Annotated in this window: 15 protein-coding genes; 4 read left to right on the forward strand and 11 right to left on the reverse strand. The window is 70.1% G+C overall.

The window, feature by feature from the left end; translation table 11 throughout:
• Positions 1-23 precede the first annotated feature (23 nt).
• From Psi02_RS23625 to sucC, 4 genes are all read right to left on the reverse strand, one after another.
• Positions 24-893 (reverse strand): 2-hydroxy-3-oxopropionate reductase, encoded by an 870-nt coding sequence (locus Psi02_RS23625; protein WP_308442260.1) that lies wholly within the window; start codon positions 891-893, stop codon positions 24-26.
• Positions 890-1675, reverse strand: coding sequence for a hydroxypyruvate isomerase family protein (locus Psi02_RS23630; protein WP_203977708.1), 786 nt, complete (start codon positions 1673-1675; stop codon positions 890-892). Before Psi02_RS23630 ends, Psi02_RS23625 begins: the two co-directional genes overlap by 4 nt.
• Positions 1676-1793: 118 nt before the next feature.
• Entirely contained in the window at positions 1794-2678 is an 885-nt protein-coding gene (sucD, locus tag Psi02_RS23635) for a succinate--CoA ligase subunit alpha (protein WP_203977710.1), read from the reverse strand.
• Between the two features lie 79 nt (positions 2679-2757).
• Positions 2758-3918, reverse strand: a complete 1161-nt coding sequence (gene sucC, locus Psi02_RS23640; RefSeq protein ID WP_203977712.1) for an ADP-forming succinate--CoA ligase subunit beta — start codon at positions 3916-3918, stop codon at positions 2758-2760.
• Positions 3919-4018: 100 nt separating this feature from the next.
• On the opposite strand from sucC, the gene Psi02_RS23645 reads away from it, so the two are divergent.
• The 3 genes from Psi02_RS23645 to Psi02_RS23655 all read left to right on the forward strand — a co-directional run bounded on the left by Psi02_RS23645 (position 4019) and on the right by Psi02_RS23655 (position 6770).
• Positions 4019-5320 carry an MFS transporter gene (locus tag Psi02_RS23645; protein WP_203977714.1) on the forward strand — a complete coding sequence of 434 codons (1302 nt, stop codon included), beginning with the start codon at positions 4019-4021 and terminating at the stop codon, positions 5318-5320.
• 119 nt (positions 5321-5439) lie between these two features.
• Positions 5440-6177 (forward strand): GntR family transcriptional regulator, encoded by a 738-nt coding sequence (locus tag Psi02_RS23650; protein WP_203977970.1) that lies wholly within the window; start codon positions 5440-5442, stop codon positions 6175-6177.
• Between the two features lie 413 nt (positions 6178-6590).
• Complete coding sequence (locus Psi02_RS23655) at positions 6591-6770, forward strand: hypothetical protein (protein ID WP_203977716.1); 180 nt, start codon at positions 6591-6593, stop codon at positions 6768-6770.
• Between the two features lie 58 nt (positions 6771-6828).
• On the opposite strand, the gene Psi02_RS23660 is transcribed toward Psi02_RS23655, so the two are convergent.
• The 7 genes from Psi02_RS23660 to Psi02_RS23690 form a co-directional block, all read right to left on the reverse strand.
• A complete protein-coding gene (locus Psi02_RS23660) occupies positions 6829-7815 on the reverse strand; it encodes a TerC family protein (RefSeq protein ID WP_203977718.1) in 987 nt (328 codons plus the stop codon).
• Positions 7812-8351, reverse strand: coding sequence for a hypothetical protein (locus Psi02_RS23665; protein ID WP_203977720.1), 540 nt, complete (start codon positions 8349-8351; stop codon positions 7812-7814). The genes Psi02_RS23660 and Psi02_RS23665 overlap by 4 nt, the downstream gene beginning before the upstream one ends.
• Positions 8351-9853 carry an Nramp family divalent metal transporter gene (locus Psi02_RS23670; protein ID WP_203977722.1) on the reverse strand — a complete coding sequence of 501 codons (1503 nt, stop codon included), beginning with the start codon at positions 9851-9853 and terminating at the stop codon, positions 8351-8353. Before Psi02_RS23670 ends, Psi02_RS23665 begins: the two co-directional genes overlap by 1 nt.
• 75 nt (positions 9854-9928) lie before the next feature.
• A complete protein-coding gene (locus tag Psi02_RS23675) occupies positions 9929-12073 on the reverse strand; it encodes an acetate--CoA ligase family protein (RefSeq protein ID WP_203977724.1) in 2145 nt (714 codons plus the stop codon).
• Positions 12073-13299, reverse strand: coding sequence for a formyl-CoA transferase (gene frc / locus Psi02_RS23680; RefSeq protein WP_203977726.1), 1227 nt, complete (start codon positions 13297-13299; stop codon positions 12073-12075). The genes Psi02_RS23675 and frc overlap by 1 nt, the downstream gene beginning before the upstream one ends.
• Positions 13300-13308: 9 nt before the next feature.
• Complete coding sequence (locus Psi02_RS23685; protein WP_203977728.1) at positions 13309-14994, reverse strand: thiamine pyrophosphate-binding protein; 1686 nt, start codon at positions 14992-14994, stop codon at positions 13309-13311.
• Between the two features lie 122 nt (positions 14995-15116).
• Entirely contained in the window at positions 15117-16358 is a 1242-nt protein-coding gene (locus Psi02_RS23690) for a molybdopterin molybdotransferase MoeA (protein WP_203977730.1), read from the reverse strand.
• Between the two features lie 71 nt (positions 16359-16429).
• On the opposite strand from Psi02_RS23690, the gene Psi02_RS23695 reads away from it, so the two are divergent.
• Complete coding sequence (locus Psi02_RS23695) at positions 16430-17419, forward strand: 2-dehydropantoate 2-reductase (RefSeq protein WP_203977732.1); 990 nt, start codon at positions 16430-16432, stop codon at positions 17417-17419.

Below are 17419 nucleotides of genomic sequence, written 5' to 3' on the forward strand. Positions count from 1 at the left end.
GTCGGTTGTCGCGCTTCGCTCGTTCACGAGTTGATCCTTTCGATCACCTTGAGCAGTGCGGAATGGTCGAGCGACCCGTGGCCCTGGGCCTTCGCCGCGGCGACGAGCTGGGCGACCAGGCCGGTGAGCGGCAGGGACACCCCCGCCTCGCGGGCGGCCGCGACCGCGATGCCCATGTCCTTGTGGTGGAGGTCGATGCGGAAGCCGGGCGCGAACTCGCGCTTGATCATGGATTGGCGCTTGAGATCGAGGATGCGGGAGCCGGCCAGGCCTCCGGCGAGCACGTCCATGCCGGGGCCGGGATCGACTCCCGAGGCCTCCAGCAGCACGATCGCCTCCGCCACCAGGCCGTAGATCCCGCCGACCACGAGCTGGTTGGCGGCCTTGACCGTCTGCCCGGCGCCGTGCGGCCCGACGTGCACGATGGTCGTGCCGAGGTGACCGAGGATCTCGCGGGCCGCCTGGAAGTCCTCGGCCCGGCCGCCCACCATGATCGACAATGTGCCGTCCACGGCTCCGCGCTCCCCGCCGCTCACGGGCGCGTCGAGCACGCCGACGTCCCTGGCCGCGGCCTCCTGCGCGACCTTGCGGGAGGTCTCCGGCTTGATGGTGCTCGCGTCGATGTACAACAACCCGGGCTTGGCATGCGCGAGCAGGCCGTCCTCGCCGAAGGCGACCTCCTCCACCTGGGGGGAGTCGGGCAGCATGGTGATCGCCACATCGGCGCCCGCCACCGCCTCGGCGACGCCGGAGGCGGTCTTGCCGCCGATCGCGGCCAGGGCGGCGAGCCGTTCTGCGCTGACGTCGTAGCCGACGACCGTAAAGCCGGCCCGCACCAGATGGGCCGCCATCGGGCTGCCCATGATCCCGAGCCCGACGAATGCGATGTTCATCCGTTCCTCCATGCGAAGCTCTCGGCGCTCGCGCCGACGGGCCGGTACTCGAGACCGACGTGGCCGCGGTATCCCACGGCCTCCAGGCGCTCGAAGATCTGCTTGTACGGCATGGCCCCGGTCCCCGGCTGGCCCCGCCCGGGGTCGTCGGCGATCTGGACGTGACCGAACCTGGCGGAGTGCGTGTCGATGAGGGCGATCACGTCCTCGCCCATCCGGTGCAGGTGGTAGAGGTCGGCCAGGAAGGCGAGGTTGGGGGCGCCCGCCTCGTCGATCACCTCGAAGGCTGCGGCGGACGACCAGATCGGATAGTGCGGGTTCTCGTGGGAGTTGATCGCTTCGACGACCACCGTGGCGCCGATCCCCGCCGCGGCCCGCGCCGCGAGGGAGAGGTTGGACAGGGCCAGCTCGCGTTGCGCCTGCGCGGGTTCGCCGGGTACGCGGTTCCCGTAGAGCGCGTTGAGCACCCGGCAGCCCAGTGCGCCGGCCAGGCCGACCGCGACGTCGATGTTCGCGCGGAACCGCGCCGACCCGTCCGGCCGGGACAGCAGGCCCCGGTCCCCCGCGGCCATGTCGCCGGCGTCGAAGTTCAGCCCGGCGAGGCGGACCCCGGCGTCCTCGATCGCCCGCTGGAGCCGGTCGAGTTCACGCTGCTCGGGAACCGGGCCGTCGAAGGGCCACCACAGCTCCACCGCGTCGAACCCCGCCTTGGCCGCCGCGGCCGGACGTTCCAGGAGCGGCAGCTCGGTGAAGAGGATGGAGAGGTTGACGTCGAACTTCACGATGCCTCCAGGAACGTCACGATGCCTCCGACGGTGGTCGCCGTCGGGTGGTCGCCGTCGGGTGGTCGCCGTCGGGTGGTCGGGAGCCCGGCGCGTCACGGCGGGCGGATCCGGGCTTTCAGCGGGTCTGGACGGTGTCTCGCATCAGGCGGGCGGTCTCGCTGGGGGTCTTGCCGACGCGGACGCCGACCTTCTCCAGCGCTTCCTTCTTGGCCTGGGCCGTACCGGCCGAACCGGACACGATCGCGCCCGCGTGACCCATGGTCTTGCCCTCGGGCGCGGTGAACCCCGCCACGTAGGCCACGACCGGCTTGGTCACGTGCTGCTCGATGTAGGCCGCCGCCCGCTCCTCGGCGTCGCCGCCGATCTCACCGATCATCACGATCGCGTCGGTGCCCGGGTCGTCCTGGAACGCCTGCAGCGCATCGATGTGCGTCGTCCCGATGACCGGGTCGCCGCCGATGCCCACCGCCGTCGAGAAACCGATGTCCCGCAGCTCGTACATGAGCTGGTAGGTCAGCGTGCCCGACTTCGACACCAGGCCGATACGGCCGGCGGAGGTGATGTCGGCCGGGATGATGCCGGCGCTGGACTGCCCGGGGCTGATCAGGCCGGGGCAGTTGGGCCCGATGATCCTGGTCTTCCCCGTCGCCCGGGCACGTGCCCAAAAGCGCAGCGTGTCGTGGACGGGGACGCCCTCGGTGATCACCACGCAAAGCGGGATCTCCGCGTCGACGGCCTCCTCGACCGCGCCTCTGGCGAACCTCGGGGGCACGAAGACCACCGACACGTCGGCGCCGGTCTCGGCCATCGCCTCGGCCACCGAGCCGAAGACGGGCACCCGGCGCTCTGCGAAGTCCACCGCCTGCCCGCCCTTGCCGGGAGTCACCCCGGCCACGATGTCGGTCCCCGCCGCGAGCATCCGGGCGGTGTGGCGGGTGCCCTCCGCGCCGGTCATGCCCTGGATGAGCACCTTGCTGTCCTTGGTCAAGAAGATCGCCATCGTCGCTGCTCCTCTCCGCGGCGCACGTCGGTCGTACGGGCGTCGCTGCCGGCGTTCACTTCGGCGCTCCTGGCGGTGCTCACGCGGCGGCCAGCTCCGCGACGAGCTCGGCGGCGCCGTCCATGGTGGTGACCACGCGGACCATCGGGTGTCCCGCGTCACCGAGGATCTCGCGGCCGAGCTCGGCGTTGTTGCCGTCCAGCCGGACCACGATCGGGCACCGCGCGCCCTCTCCGAGGACCTCGAGAGCGGTGACGATGCCGTTGGCGACCGCGTCGCAGGCCGTGATCCCGCCGAAGACGTTGACCAGCACCGCCCGGACGTCGGGGTCGGACAGGATGATCTCCAGCCCGTCGGCCATCACCTGGGCCGAGGCCCCGCCTCCGATGTCGAGGAAGTTGGCCGGCCGTACGCCGTCGAACCGCTCGCCCGCGTAGGCCACGACGTCGAGCGTGCTCATGACCAGCCCGGCCCCGTTGCCGATGACGCCGACCTGGCCGTCGAGCTTCACGTAGTTGAGGTGCTTGGCCCGCGCCCTCGCCTCGAGGCCGCCGTCGTCGGAGCCGTCGGCGAAGGCCGCGTGGTCGTGCCGGAACGCGGCGTTGGCGTCGAGGGTGATCTTCCCGTCGAGCGCGAGGACTCTGCGGTCCGAGGTGCAGGCGAGCGGGTTCACCTCGACCAGCAGCGCGTCCTCCTCGACCAGGACCTCCCACAGGCGGACGAGCGTGGCGGCCACCGCGTCCTGGACGTCCTCGGGCAGGCCGGCGCGGGAGGCCAGCAGGCGGGCGGTCTCGAGGTCGAGGCCGGACGCGGCGTCGATCGGCATCCGGGCCAGCGCCTCGGGCTTGGTCGCCGCCACCTCTTCGATGTCCATCCCGCCCTCGCTGGACACCATGGCCAGCAGCGTGCGGTCGGCCCGGTCGACGAGATAAGCCGCGTAGTACTCCTCGAAGCCGCCCGTGGCCTTCTCGACGAGCACGGTGTGGGCGGTGTGTCCCTTGATGTCCATCCCGAGGATCCGCCGCGCCTCATCTTCGGCGGCCGAGGGACCGGGCGCGAGCCGCACTCCTCCCGCCTTCCCCCGGCCGCCCGTCTTCACCTGGGCCTTGATGACCACCGGGGCCCTCAGCTCCGCCGCGATCGAGCGCGCCTCCTGGGGGGTGGCCGCGACCTGGCCCGGCGGAACCGATATCCCGTGCCGGGCGAACAGCTCCTTGGCCTGGTACTCGTACAGGTCCATGGGGGTCTCCTTTAAGGGGGCTCGTAGACTGTATACCGTATGGAATCGACTTGGTCCAGGGTCTCGACAGCCGCCCCGGTCTCGGGATATTCCATACAGTATGGAGAAACCAAACGTCGTCCGGGACTGGCAGGGCCGCGCCTATCTCGTCGGCGAGTCGCCCCGCGACCTGATCAATCGACCGAGGTCATGGATGCTCTGGTTGCCGTGGGCCGCCATGATCGCGATCGCCCCCCTGCAGTACGGCTACGCGGCGGCCGTGCCGGGACTGCTCGGTCCCGGAGACCGGTCCGTCGCCGGAGTCCTCGCGCCGCTGGCCGTGTGGATCGTCTGCCAGGCCGTCGTCGCCTTCCCCACGGCGTACCTGGTGCGCGGCGGCAGGCTCGGTGTGCGCGCCGCCCTCGGCGCGGGCGCCGTACTGACCGGCACGGCCCTGCTCACCCTGGCCCTCGCCGACGGCGCCGCGATGATCCTGGCCGGGTACGCCCTGCTCGGCGGGGCGGGCGCCGGGCTGGTCTACGGCGTGTGCACGGAGGTCGTCTCCCGGTGGTTCCCGGAGCGCCCGGGCACTCAGGTGGCCTTCGCGACCGGCGCGTTCGCCTACGGCGCCGCGCCCCTCGCCGTGGTCGCCGGCGCCGGTCCCGATCATCTGGGTGCCGCGTTCGGCGTCTCGGCCGTCGTGGCGGTCGCCGCCATCGGGCTCGCCGCCCGGTTCGTACGGCTCCCGCCTCCGCGCTGGTGGCCCTCCCACGTCGATCCGCGCGATCACGCACTCGACAGCCTGGTGCTGCGCAGGACTCCCCCGGCGCTGCGGGAGTTCTCCACGGGCCAGGCGCTGCGGACGGGGGCCCTGTCCGGTCTGGTGGCGATCCTCGTCCTGGCCGGCGCGGTCTCCATCTTCGACGTCGTCGTCCTGGCCACGCTGGAGGCGCCGGCCTCGTGGCTCGCCCTCACCCTTCTCATCGCCCTGAACGGGGCCGGCCGGGCCTGCGCGATGGTCGCCTCGGAGCGGTTCGGCCGCAGGCGCGTGCTCAGCGCGGTGCTGGCCCTGCTGGCCGTGGGACAACCGCTGTTCGCCGCGGGGGCGACGCCGGGCTCCACCGGCCTGATCTTCGTGGCGGCGGTCTTCGCGGGGCTCGGCGGCGGCGCCTTCTACCCGCTCATCGCGAGCCTCGTCCGGGAGTTCTTCGGTCAGGAGCGAACGGCCGAGATCCATGGGGTGGTCTACAGCACCAAGGCCGTGGCGGGGGTCCTCGGCGTCGGCCTCGCCTATGCGGCGCTCACGTCCGGGAGCCAGGCGACGGTCTTCGTGGGAATGGCGATGGCCGCCGTGCTTTCGCTGGTGGTGAGTCATCGGCTGCGCCGTCCTGGATGTCCGGCGACACTGCCGGCGGGCATGTGATTGGCTTCACAGACGGCGGGCAAGCGTTCAACTGTATGCTGTAGGCGGTCTACGAGAAACAGTGACGGGATATATGCGGCATTCGGCCGCTCCTGTCGCGTCATTCTGGAGTGATGGACATGTTGCGGACGGAATTGGCGAACCAGGGAGCCGCTCCCAAGATCGCGCGGCCCGTACCGCTGCGGGAGAGCGTATTCGAGGCGCTCCTCGAACTCATCCTCACCGGGCATCTCAAGCCCGGGCAACACCTCGCGGAAAGCGAACTCGCGGGCCTTCTCGGTGTTTCCCGGCAGCCGATCAGAGAGGCTCTGCAGCTGCTGAGCGGAGAGGGCTGGGTCGATCTCCACCCCGGTCACGGCGCGTTCGTCCACGCGCCGACCGTGGAGGAGGCGGATCAGCTCCTCGCCGTGCGCACGCTGCTGGAGACCGAGTCGGCCAAGCTGGCCGCCCGCCATTCGACCCCCGACGGCGTCCAGCGGCTTCGCGCGCTGTGCGCCCGCGGCCTCGCCGCGGTGGACGCCGACGACGTCGACATGTCGGTCGCGATCAACTCCGAGTTGCACGCCGCGATCACCGAGCTCTCCGGCAACAAGGTGCTAGCCGAGCTGGCCTCCCTGGTGTCCCGGCGGGTCCGGTGGTACCACACGCCGGTGGCGCGCAAGCGGGGCCGGGACTCCTGGAGCGAGCACACCGAGCTGGTCGACGCCATCGCCGCGGCCGACGAGGACCGCGCTGCCGACATCATGCGCAAGCACACCGAGCACACCCGCGACTCCTACCTGGAGCAGCGCCAGGCCGAGCCGGTCGAGTCGGCGCCGGAGCCCACGCGACGCCGCAGGCCGCGTTCTCCCAAGTGAAGGACCAGAGAAAGGCATACTGAAAGACATTCACGCCTGGCGCGTTTCCTGGAAACGCGCCAGGCGAGCCATTGATGCGCACGGCGGGCGATCAGCCGAATAAGTCCCCCGCTTTCGTGCCGAGATCCGCCCGGCGGACGACGCGGGCGCACCTGCGGAATTGGCGTGCCAGATTCGCCGGCCTCCTGAGACGGCGTCCCGGATTCTCGGAATTGACATGGAATTCACGAAGGCTCCGTTTGGTTGAAACACCTCGGGTAGAGAATTTCAATGGCACCGAAATAGTGGCCCGCCGAAGCCCGGGGGGCGCCGGCCGTTCGGCGTTCGCGCAGGCCGGAGGCGCAGGGACCGAGGGCGGGAGCACGTCTCGGACATCAGACCGGGCACGGAGAGATCGAGGAAGGAAGAATTCGATGAAAACGCTCATGGACAGATTCCGGGCACTCCTCCAGGAGCCGGCGGGACATCCGGCGGACGGCCGGATGATCGGCGTCGGACTGGCGGCCGCGATGCGCAAGCACGGCTCGGCCGACGGCGTGGAGCGCTACCTCGCGGACTGGGCCGGCGACCACAGGATCGACGTCTCCCCATGACCAATGGGCAGGAGGCTCCGGAGTGGAGGCCTCCCGCCCATGGCCGCGATGCCGTCGATCAGGTGTCCACGGACACCTGATCCCGTTCCACTTCGACGTCCTTCCTGCGATCGCGGCGCGACTTCAGCAGGCTGGCGACCGTGGTGAGGGCCAGCGTGCCGATGATGACGCCGAGGGACGCCACGATGGGCACCTCGGGCGCCCAGGAGACGCCGTCATGGTGGAGGGCCTCCATCACGAGCTTCACTCCGATGAAGGCGAGGACCACCGCCAGGCCCTTGTTGAGGTAGACCAGCCGCTCCAGCAGCCCTCCCACGAGGAAGAAGAGCTGGCGCAGGCCCATCAGGGCGAAGACGTTGGCCGTGAACACGATGTAGGGCTCCTTCGTCAGGCCGAAGATGGCCGGGATGGAGTCCAGGGCGAACAGGAGATCGGAGGTCCCGATCGCCACCATCACGATCAGCATCGGGGTGACGAGCCTGCGCCCGTCGATCCGCGTCGTCATCGCGGCACCGTGGTAGGCGTCGGTGGACGGCACGAGCCGCTTGACCGTGCGGAGGGCGAGGTTCTCCGAAAAGTCGGCCTCCTCTTCCTTCTCGGTGATCAGCTTGTACGCGGTGTACGCGAGGAAGGCTCCGAAGATGTAGAAGAGCCAGTCGAACCGTGTGATCGCCTCCGCGCCCACCGCGATGAAGGCGCCCCTCATGCCGAGTGCCAGCACGATTCCCGTCATGAGCACCTTCTGCCGATACCTGTGGGGCACGGAGAAGCGGCTCATGATGATCAGGAAGACGAACAGGTTGTCGACGCTGAGGGAGTACTCCGTGATCCAGCCGGCGAAGAACTCGCCGCCGTGTGTCGGGCCGGCGACGAACACCATGCCCAGGCCGAAGATCACCGCGAGCAGGACGTAGAAGGACACCCACCAGACACATTCACGGAAGGACGGCTGCCGCGGATTGCGGGAGATGAGGTAGAAGTCGATGGCGAACATGGACAGGAAGCCGCCGACCGTGACCAGCCATACCCACACGGGCAGGTTCATCGTGCTCCTTTCTCACGGCGCCTGAATGCCCGCCTCTGCTCTCGCGCCCGCCAGAGGGTCTCAGCGTGCGCGACATAGCGGCCGAGCAGCTCGTGTGCCATCGGATTGCGATCCGCGACGCGCATGAGCCAGTACGGCGCCAGGCGCTCGTGCAGCCAGACGAAGCCGATCGCGAAGCCGAGGCTGACGACGGCCTGGAAGGCGAGGAAGGCCGGCAGGTCGTCCGACAGCGCGACCCGGCCGAAGACGACCTGGCTCGTGAACGTCTCCTGGACGAGCCGGCCGAGTGGGAAGCCGACCAGCCAGTAGACGCCGGCCGGAGCGAACACGCCGGGCTGGAACAGGTTCCGGCCGAGCAGCATGCCGTACCCCGCCCCGAGCAGGCCGAGAGGAACGGCCAGTGACAGCGCGGAGACCAGCGCCCAGGTCGCGGAGTGTCCCGCGACGAGAGTCAGTCCGCCGGCCATGGCGCCCGCGACGAGCCCGATCAGCAGTCCGGGCAGGGCGACCTCAACCCGGGAGCGGACATCGGTCATCACAGCACCACGCCGTACTTGAAGACGCTGTAGAACAACATCCCGAGGTAGAACACCGCACCGAACCCGATGATCAGGTTCGTGTACAGCTTGGGCCGGATCGGTTTGGGCAACATCCGGTTGTTCACCAGCAGGAGGGTGACGCAGTAGGCGCCCATGGCGAACGTCGACAGGAACGCGAGCGTGTCGAGGATCGCTCCGGGGCCGTCCGCGGGCCCGAACAGCAGGATGAGGATGCCGAAGACGATCACGCCCCACAGGAAGCCGGCGTAGAGCTTGGAGATGCCGAACTTCTTGGCGCCGGGCACGAAGTGGTAGCTCATGTCCGCCTGCCCCCGGGAGAAGGAGTCGAACAGGCCCAGCGTGGCGTTGAGGCCGATCAGCGCGATGAAGCCGAGGAAGACCGCACCGAGCACCGAGCTGCCGGCGGAGGCGAAGGAGTCGGACATCGCGTTGAGCGACGCCTCCCTGTCACCGGCGAGGATCAGTTCCTTGACGTTCGAGTTCTGCCGTGACGCCGCCTGGGCGAGCACCGTGAACGAGACGGTCACCAGCATGGTGATGCCCCAGAAGAGCAGGAAGGCGTCGAAGGTGACCCAGCGCCGCCAGCCCTTCCACTTGCGCATCTCCTCGGGGTTGTCGGTGTCGAACATGAAGCCACGCGCGGGCATGGCCTCCTCTTCACCGGCGTGCCGCAACCCGCGGATCTTCGGGATGTGCGAGCCCATGCCGGCCCCGGAGTCGCGCAGATGCAGGGTGTACCACATCTGCTGCATCCCCGAGGGACCGGCGAAGGCGATCGAGCCGACGATGACGGGGAACCACGTGGGAGACAGTGCCCCGTCCGGGATGTAGCCGAAGGCGAACATGCCGGTGATCGTGCTGGACAGGTCCGACCAGCTGCCCACCATCGCCGCGATGATCGCGGTTCCGATGACCAGCACGCCGATGAGGATCGACAACACGTTCTCGAGCAGGTTGTAGATCACCTTGGCCAGGCTGAACACGATGCCGACCAGGATGAGCCCGACGCAGGCCGTGACCACCCAGGGTATTCCGGTGATCTTCTCGAAGGCCGCGGCGCCCGCTGACAGGTGCCCCGGCCAGATGTAGACCAGGATCGCGACCGTGAAGAAGAACCACATGAGCGGCTTGAAGACGCGGGCCGCGCCGAAGAAGATGCTCTCCCCCGTGGCCATCGCGTATCGGGCCATCTCCAGCATGACCACGGCCTGGAGGGTGACGCCGATGAGGAAGAGCCAGCGGATCTCGGGCCCGAAGAGCAGAACCAGCCGGGGCCACATGTAGGACTCGCCCATGCCCACGCCCAGCGCGACCAGGAACACGGTCGGGCCGAGGATGTGCACCGAGGGAGGCGCGTCGGGTAATGACCGGATGGGCATCGGCTCGAGCCGGCCCGCTTTCCATACTCGTTCGTCCTGCACCGGCGAGACGCCGGTCTGGCCGGCTCCCGACGTCGCCGGTGTTTTGGATGTCTCCACCTAAATCCTCCTGGGGAGTTGATCACTTCTAAGGCAGCCTTGAACGCCCCCTCACTCGCCCCGAAAGCGGCCGGCTCAGCCGCTCAGCAGTCCCGCGGCCCTGGCCCAGCGATATTTCGCGCCGAGCACGGCCACGGGCTTCTCGGTCGTGTATGGATAAGCCACCACGCCGTGGTCGAACAGGTACTCGCATGCCTCCTCTACTTCCGTGTCGCCCGCGAGCGACGCGACCACCGGCTTCGTGTTGCCCTTCGCGCGCTCGTCCGCCACCACGCGGGCGATGAGCTCGGCGAAGACCATTGGGGGGGTCACGATGGTGTGCCAGTAGCCGAGGACCAGTGCGTGGATCCGCGGATCGGACAGGCCGAGTCTCACGGTGTTCTCGTAGGTGCTTGGTGGCTCACCTCCGGTGATGTCGATCGGGTTGCCCGCCGCCCCGAAGGGGGGGATGTAGGCGCGGAAGGCCTCGTCGAGATCCGGGGGGATCTCCATGAGCGTGAGGCCGTTGTCCACGCAGGCGTCGGAGAGCAGCACGCCCGAGCCGCCGGCTCCGGTGATGATGACGACGTTCTCGCCCTGCGGAGTGGGCATCAGCGGCAACGAGCGGGCGTACTCGAGCATGTCGTTGAGCCCGGCCGCCCGGACGACGCCGGCCTGGCGGAGGATGTCGTCGTAGACCTTGTCGTCGCCGGCCAGCGCGCCGGTGTGCGACCCGGCTGCCCTGGCGCCCATGGCGGTGCGGCCGGCCTTCAGGACGATCACCGGCTTGGTCTTCACCACTCGCCGGACGGCGTCGACGAAGCCGCGCCCGTCCTTGAGGTCCTCCAGGTGCATGGCGACGCAGCGGGTGTTGTCGTCCTGCTCGAAGAAGGTGAGCAGGTCGTCCTCGTCGACGTCCGCCTTGTTGCCGACGCCGACGATCGCGGAGACACCCATCTTGGTGGTACGGCTGAAGCCGAGGATGGCCATGCCGATGCCGCCGCTCTGCGAGGTCAGGGCGACGCTGCCCTTCACGTCGTACGGCGTGCAGAACGTCGCGCAGAGGTTCTCCGGCGTGTAGTAGTAGCCGTAGATGTTGGGCCCGAGCATGCGGACCCCGTGCCTGCGGGCGATCTCGACGATCTCCTGCTGGCCCTCGACGTTGCCGGTCTCGGCGAAGCCCGACGGGATCATGATCGCCCCGGCGACGCCCTTGCGGCCGGCCTCCTCCAGGGCGGCGGCCACGAACTTCGCCGGGATGGCGAACACCGCGACGTCGACGTCGCCGGGGACGTCGGCGATGCCGGGATAGGCGGGCAGGCCGAGGATCTCCGGCGCCTTCGGGTTGATCGGGTAGATGTGGCCCCGGTAGCCGCCGTTGATGAGGTTCCGCATGACCGAGTTGCCGATCTTCCCGGTCTCCCCCGACGCGCCGATCACTGCCACCGACCGGGGCTTGAAGATCCGGTTCATGGAGGCGAGGATCTGGTCGCGCGGAAGCCGTACGGGCTCGACGACCGGCCCGGCGGCCAGCAGGATGCGCACGTCGGCGGCGATGGCGCCCTCGGCGGTCGCGAAGACGGGGTTGAGGTCCACCTCGGTGATCTCGGGGAAGTCGCTGACGAGGGCGCCGACCCGCTCGATCATCGCCGCGAGCGCGGCCCGGTCGGCGGGAGCGGCTCCGCGGGCGCCCTTCAGGACCTCGGCCGCCTTGATGTCGTCGAGCATCCCGGTGGCCTCGTCCCCGGAGAGCGGGGCGAGACGGAAGGTCACGTCCTTGATGACCTCGACGAGCACGCCGCCGAGGCCGAAGGCGACGACCTTGCCGAAGGTGGGGTCGGTGACCGCACCGATGATCACCTCGTGGCCGCCGCCGATCATCTGCTGCACCTGGACGCCGTCGATCGCCGCGTCGGCGTTGTAGGCCCCGGCGGCGGCCATGATCTGCGCGTAGCCCTCGCGTACCGCCTCGGGCGTGGCGAGCCCGACGAGCACGCCGCCGGCCTCGGTCTTGTGCAGGATGTCCGGGGAGACGATCTTGAGCACGACGGGGAGGCCGATCTCGGCGGCGAGCGCCGCCGCCTCCTCCGCGGAGGTCGCGAGGCCCTCGCCGGGGGTGGCGATGCCGTACGCGTCGCAGATCCTCTTGCCCTCCGGGGCGGTCAGGCCGGTACGGCCCTCGGCCCTCGCCTTGTCCAGAACCTCGCGCACCGCCTGGGGGTCGGGGGTGACGTTCGGCATCAGATGACTCCGTTCGACTTCAGCTCGGCGAGCTCCTCGGCGGTGACGCCGAGGTTCGCGTAGATCTCCTGGTTGTGCTCGCCGAGAAGCGGCGGGGTGGTCACGTTGACCGGGGAGTCCGACAGGTGCAGGGGGCTGCCCACCGTCGCGAATACGCCGCGCTCGGGGTGGTCGACGTCGACGATGATGCCCTCGGCCCTCAGCGAGTCGTCCTCGATGAGCTCCTTGGTCGACAGGATCGGGCCGCAGGGGATGTTCTCCGCGTTCAGCGCGTCGAGGACCGCCCACTTGCCGTGCAGGCTCGTCCACTCCTCGATCAGCTGGAACATCTTGTCCAGCTTGGGCAGCCGGGCCGCGGGCGTGGACCACTCGGGGTCGTCGGCGAGTTCGGGGCGGCCGATGATCCGGGCCAGGGGGGCCCAGCCGGGAGGCTGCACGATCACGTAGATGTAGTCGTTGGGCCCGCCGGGGGCGCACTTGACCGCCCATCCCGGCTGACCGCCTCCCGAGGCGTTGCCCGAGCGGGGGACGTCGTCGCCGAAGGTCCGGTTGGGGTACTCGGCGAGCCCCCCGTGGGCGAGGCGCTGCTGGTCGCGCAGCTTGACCCGGCACAGGTTCAGCACGGCGTGCTGCATCGCGACCTGGACCCGCTGGCCGCGGCCCGTCTGGGTCCGCTGGTAGAGGGCGGCGAGGATGCCGGCCACCGTGTGGATCCCGGTGCCCGAGTCGCCGATCTGCGCGCCCGTCGCGAGCGGCGGGCCGTCCTCGAAGCCGGTGGTGCTCATCGAGCCGCCCATCGCCTGGGCGACCACCTCGTAGGCCTTGAAGTCGGCGTACCGCCCGGGGCCGAAGCCCTTGATGGAGGCGTAGATCAGCCGCGGATTGAGCTCCTGGAGCCGCTCCCAGGTGAAGCCCATGCGGTCGACGGCTCCCGGACCGAAGTTCTCCACGAGGATGTCCGCGTCGCGCACGAGCTCCGTGAAGATCTCTTTCCCCCGCTCGCTCTTCATGTTGAGCGTGATGCTCTTCTTGTTGCAGTTGAGCATGGTGAAGTAGAGGCTGTCCACGCCCGGAACGTCCCGCAGTTGCTGCCGGGTGATGTCGCCCGTGGGCGACTCGAGCTTGACGACGTCGGCCCCGAGCCAGCCGAGGAGCTGGGTGCAGGAGGGGCCGGACTGGACGTGGGTCATGTCGAGGACGCGGACACCTTCGAGTGCGCTGCTCATCGAGGCCCCCTACTTGTACATGGTCTGGTTCATGGTCCCGGGGGCGTAGACCTCCGGGTCGACCCATACGTTGATCAGCGAGGGCTTGCCCGACTCGCGGGCCCGCTCCAGCGCCGGGCGGATGCCGGCCGGGTCGCGGACCTCCTCGCCGTACCCGCCGAGCATCCGGGCGAACTCGTCGTATCTGACGTCGCCCAGGGTGTTGCCGACGCGCCCCCGGTCCTCGCCGTACTTGGCGGCCTGGCCGTAGCGGATCTGGTTCATCGAGGAGTTGTTGCCGATGACCCCGATGAACGGCAGGTCGAAGCGGATCATCGTCTCGAAGTCCCACCCGGTGAGGCTGAAGGCGCCGTCGCCGAACAGGCACAGCACCTCCTTGTCCCGCTGGGCGAACTTCGCCGCCATCGCGAAGGCGACGCCGACGCCGAGGGTGCCGAGCGGGCCCGGGTCCATCCAGTGGCCCGGCGACTTGGGCTGGACGACCTGGCCGGAGAAGGTGACGATGTCGCCGCCGTCGCCGATGTAGATCGTGTCCTCGGTGAGGAACTCGTTGATCTCGTGGACGAGCCGGTAGGGGTCGATCGGCTGCGAGCCGGACAGCTGCCGGGGCAGCCGCTTCTCGAACGCCTTGGTCTCGACCTCGCGCAGTTCCTCGATCCACTTCTTCCTGCGGGCGCTGCCGTTGTCCTCACGGCCGGTGGCCGCGGCGGCGGCCGCCGACAACACGAGCCCGGCGTCGCCGACGATGCCGAGGTCGATGTCGCGGTTCTTGCCGACGGTGCGGTAGTCGAGATCGATCTGGACCACCTTCGCGCTCGGGGACAGGCGCTTGCCGTACCCCATGCGGAAGTCGAACGGCGTGCCGACGATGATGATGAGGTCGGCCTCGCTGAAGGCGTAGCGCCGGGACAGCTGGAAGTGGTGCGGGTCGCCGGGCGCCAGCGTGCCGCGGCCCGAGCCGTTCATGTACGCCGGGACGTTGAGCGCGCGGACGAAGTCGACGGCGTCGGCGGTCGCCCGGCAGGTCCAGACCTGGCTGCCCAGCAGGATCGCCGGCTTCTCCGAGTGGACGATCAGGTCGGCGAGGCGCTCGATCGCCGCCGGGTCGCCGGCCTGGCGGGTGGAGGCGCGGTATCGTCCCGCCTCCGGGATGCGCGCCTTGTCCAGCGGGACCTTGGCGTCGAGCACGTCGCGCGGGATCTCCAGGAACGACGGCCCGGGGGCGCCGTTGTAGCACTCCCTGAAGGCCATCGACACGATGTCGGCCACCCGCTCCGTCGACGGCACCGTCGCGGCGAACTTGGTGATCGGCGTCATCATGTCCACATGCGGGAGGTCCTGCAGCGAGCCCATCTTGTGCTGGCTGAGCGCCCCCTGACCGCCGATGAGCAACATCGGGCTCTCGGCCCTGAAGGCGTTGGCCACGCCGGTCACGGCGTCGGTGGTGCCGGGGCCCGCGGTCACGACGGCGCAGCCGGGTTTCCCGGTGATGCGCGCGTAGCCGTCGGCGGCATGCGCGGCCACCTGCTCGTGCCGGACGTCGACGACCTCGATGCCCTCGTCAATGCAACCGTCGTAGATGTCGATGATGTGGCCGCCGCACAGCGTGAAGATCACATCGATCCCCTCCGCCTTGAGCGCCTTGGCCACCAGGTGACCGCCGGAGATCGTTTCCGGTACGGCATCCGCTGTCATCTGTGTTCGTCCTCTCGCTGTCGCGATTCGCGTTAACTCCATACTGCATACCGTATGTTGCAGGTGTACTCCGGTGTCCGGGCGATGTCCAGACCCTTTCGCCCCGGGGGCCGGAGGACGTCTCAGTGGGGAAGGGCGAGCAGCTCGACCTGACCGCCCTCCCACCTGGGCGGAACCACGGCAAGCCCGTCGGCCAGCGCCGCGCCCCACAACGACCCGGGACGGTCGTGCCCGACGGGGATCGCCCCCCGGGCCGAGCGGCGGACCGCCACCAGGCGGGTGTCCGACGGGTGCGCCGGCACCGGCACGGCCAGCGAGGTGCGCTCGCCGCGGGCCTCCGGCAGGCCGAGCAGTCCGCGGACCGCCGGGACCAGCAGGGTGAGCGCCGCCGACAGGGCGGCGTAGGGGTTGCCGGGCAGCCCCACGACGAGCCGGCCTCCCGGAAGGCGCGCGAGCAACTGCGGATGGCCCGGCCGTACGGCCACGCCGTCCACGAGGATGTCGGCGCCGAGCCGCGCCAGCACGGGACGCAGATGATCCGCCCGGCCTTTGGAGGACGCCCCGCAGACGGCCGTCACGTGCTCGAACCCGCCGTGTGCGGCGAGGGCCGCGGTCAGCGCGGCCTCGCCGTCCGGCACCCACCGCGGCTCCCCCGTCGTCCCGCCCGCCCAGCCGACCAGACCCGGCAGGAAGGGCCCGACCGCGTCGCGGACCCTCCCCTCGGCGGGCAGGCCGGAGCCCACCACCTCGTCCCCCGTGACCAGCACGGTGACGAGGGGCCGCGGGCGGACCCGCAGGGTGTCGTGGCCGAGCCCGGCGGCGAGCCCGAGGACCACCGGCGTCACCGGCGCCCCGGCGGCCAGGACGGCGGTGCCCTCGGTGCACTCCTCGCCGCGGCGGCGGATGTGGCGGCCGGGCGGGGACTCCCCCGACACCTCGATCGTGGTCAGGTCGCGCCGCACGGCCGCCCCTTCGTACGGCAGCACCGAGTCCGCGCCCTCGGGGACGGGGGCGCCCGTGGCGATCTCGACGGCCGTGCCCGGCGGCAGGGCGCCGTCATGCCGGGCCCCTCCCGCCAGCACCCGGCCGACGACCCGCCACGGCGCGGGACCCGCCACCGCGTAGCCGTCCATCGCGGACACGTCGTCACGGGGCAGGTCGACCAGGGCGCGCAACGGCTCCGCCAGGCGGCACCCGGCGGCCTGCGGAAGGGGCAGGCCGGAAGGGGGAAGCGGGCGCACCGCCTGGGCCGCGATCCTGCGCGCGGTGTCCCACGGGACCGCGGCCTCGGGCCGGTCCCGTCTCGGCGGATCCGCCACGACCGCGGTCGATCCCCTTAACCGAACCCTGTCGGTGACGGTCATCAGCGGCTCCTTGACCTCATTTTTGCCATACTGTATACCGAATGCACAGTCGACGCGAGAACGGAGCTACTGTGAAGGTCGCTGTTCTTGGCGCCGGCGCCATCGGCGCGTATGTGGGCGCAGCCCTGCATACCGCCGGCGTCGAGGTGCATCTCATCGCCCGCGGGGCCCACCTTGCGGCCATGCGGGAGTCAGGCGTCCGCGTGTTGAGTCCCCGGGGGGACTTCACCGCCCACCCGCACACGACCGACGATCCGAGTGAGGTCGGCCCGGTCGACTTCGTCTTCCTCGGCCTCAAGGCCAACTCCTACGCCGCGGCCGACGGCATGATCCGCCCGCTGCTCCACGAGGACACGGGAATCGTCGCGGCACAGAACGGCATCCCCTGGTGGTACTTCCACCGGCTTCCCGGCCCCTACGAGGGCTACCGCATCGAGAGCGTGGACCCTGGCGGCAGCGTGACGGCCGCGCTCCCCCTGGAGCGGGCCATCGGGTGCGTCGTCTACGCCGCCACCGAGATCGAGGAGCCGGGCGTGATCCGGCACCTGGAGGGCACCCGCTTCTCCATCGGAGAGCCGAGCGGGGAGCTGTCCGCCCGGTGCCTGTCGCTCAGCGAGGCCATGGTCGCCGGCGGGCTCAAGTGCCCCGTCGAGTCCGACCTGCGGCGCGACATCTGGGTGAAGCTGATGGGCAACATCGCCTTCAACCCGATCAGCGCCCTGACCAGGGCCACCATGGCCGGGATCTGCCGGCACCAGGGGACGCGCGAGCTCGTCGTCGCGATGATGCGCGAGACCGTCGACGTGGCCAGGCGGGTCGGCTGCGACCCGCACATCTCGATCGAGCGCCGTCTCGCCGGCGCGGAGAAGGCGGGCGAGCACAAGACCTCCACACTCCAGGACCTGGAGAAGGGGAAGCCCCTGGAGCTGGACGTGATCCTCGCCGCCGTCGTGGAACTGGCCGATCTCACCGGCACGCCGGTCCCCACCCTGCGCGCCATCCACTCGGTGACCGACCTGCTGGACGAGCAGGTGAGGCAGAGCCTTGTTCCGGTCGCGTGA

The organism is Planotetraspora silvatica (genome assembly GCF_016863315.1).
GTDB lineage: Bacteria > Actinomycetota > Actinomycetes > Streptosporangiales > Streptosporangiaceae > Planotetraspora > Planotetraspora silvatica.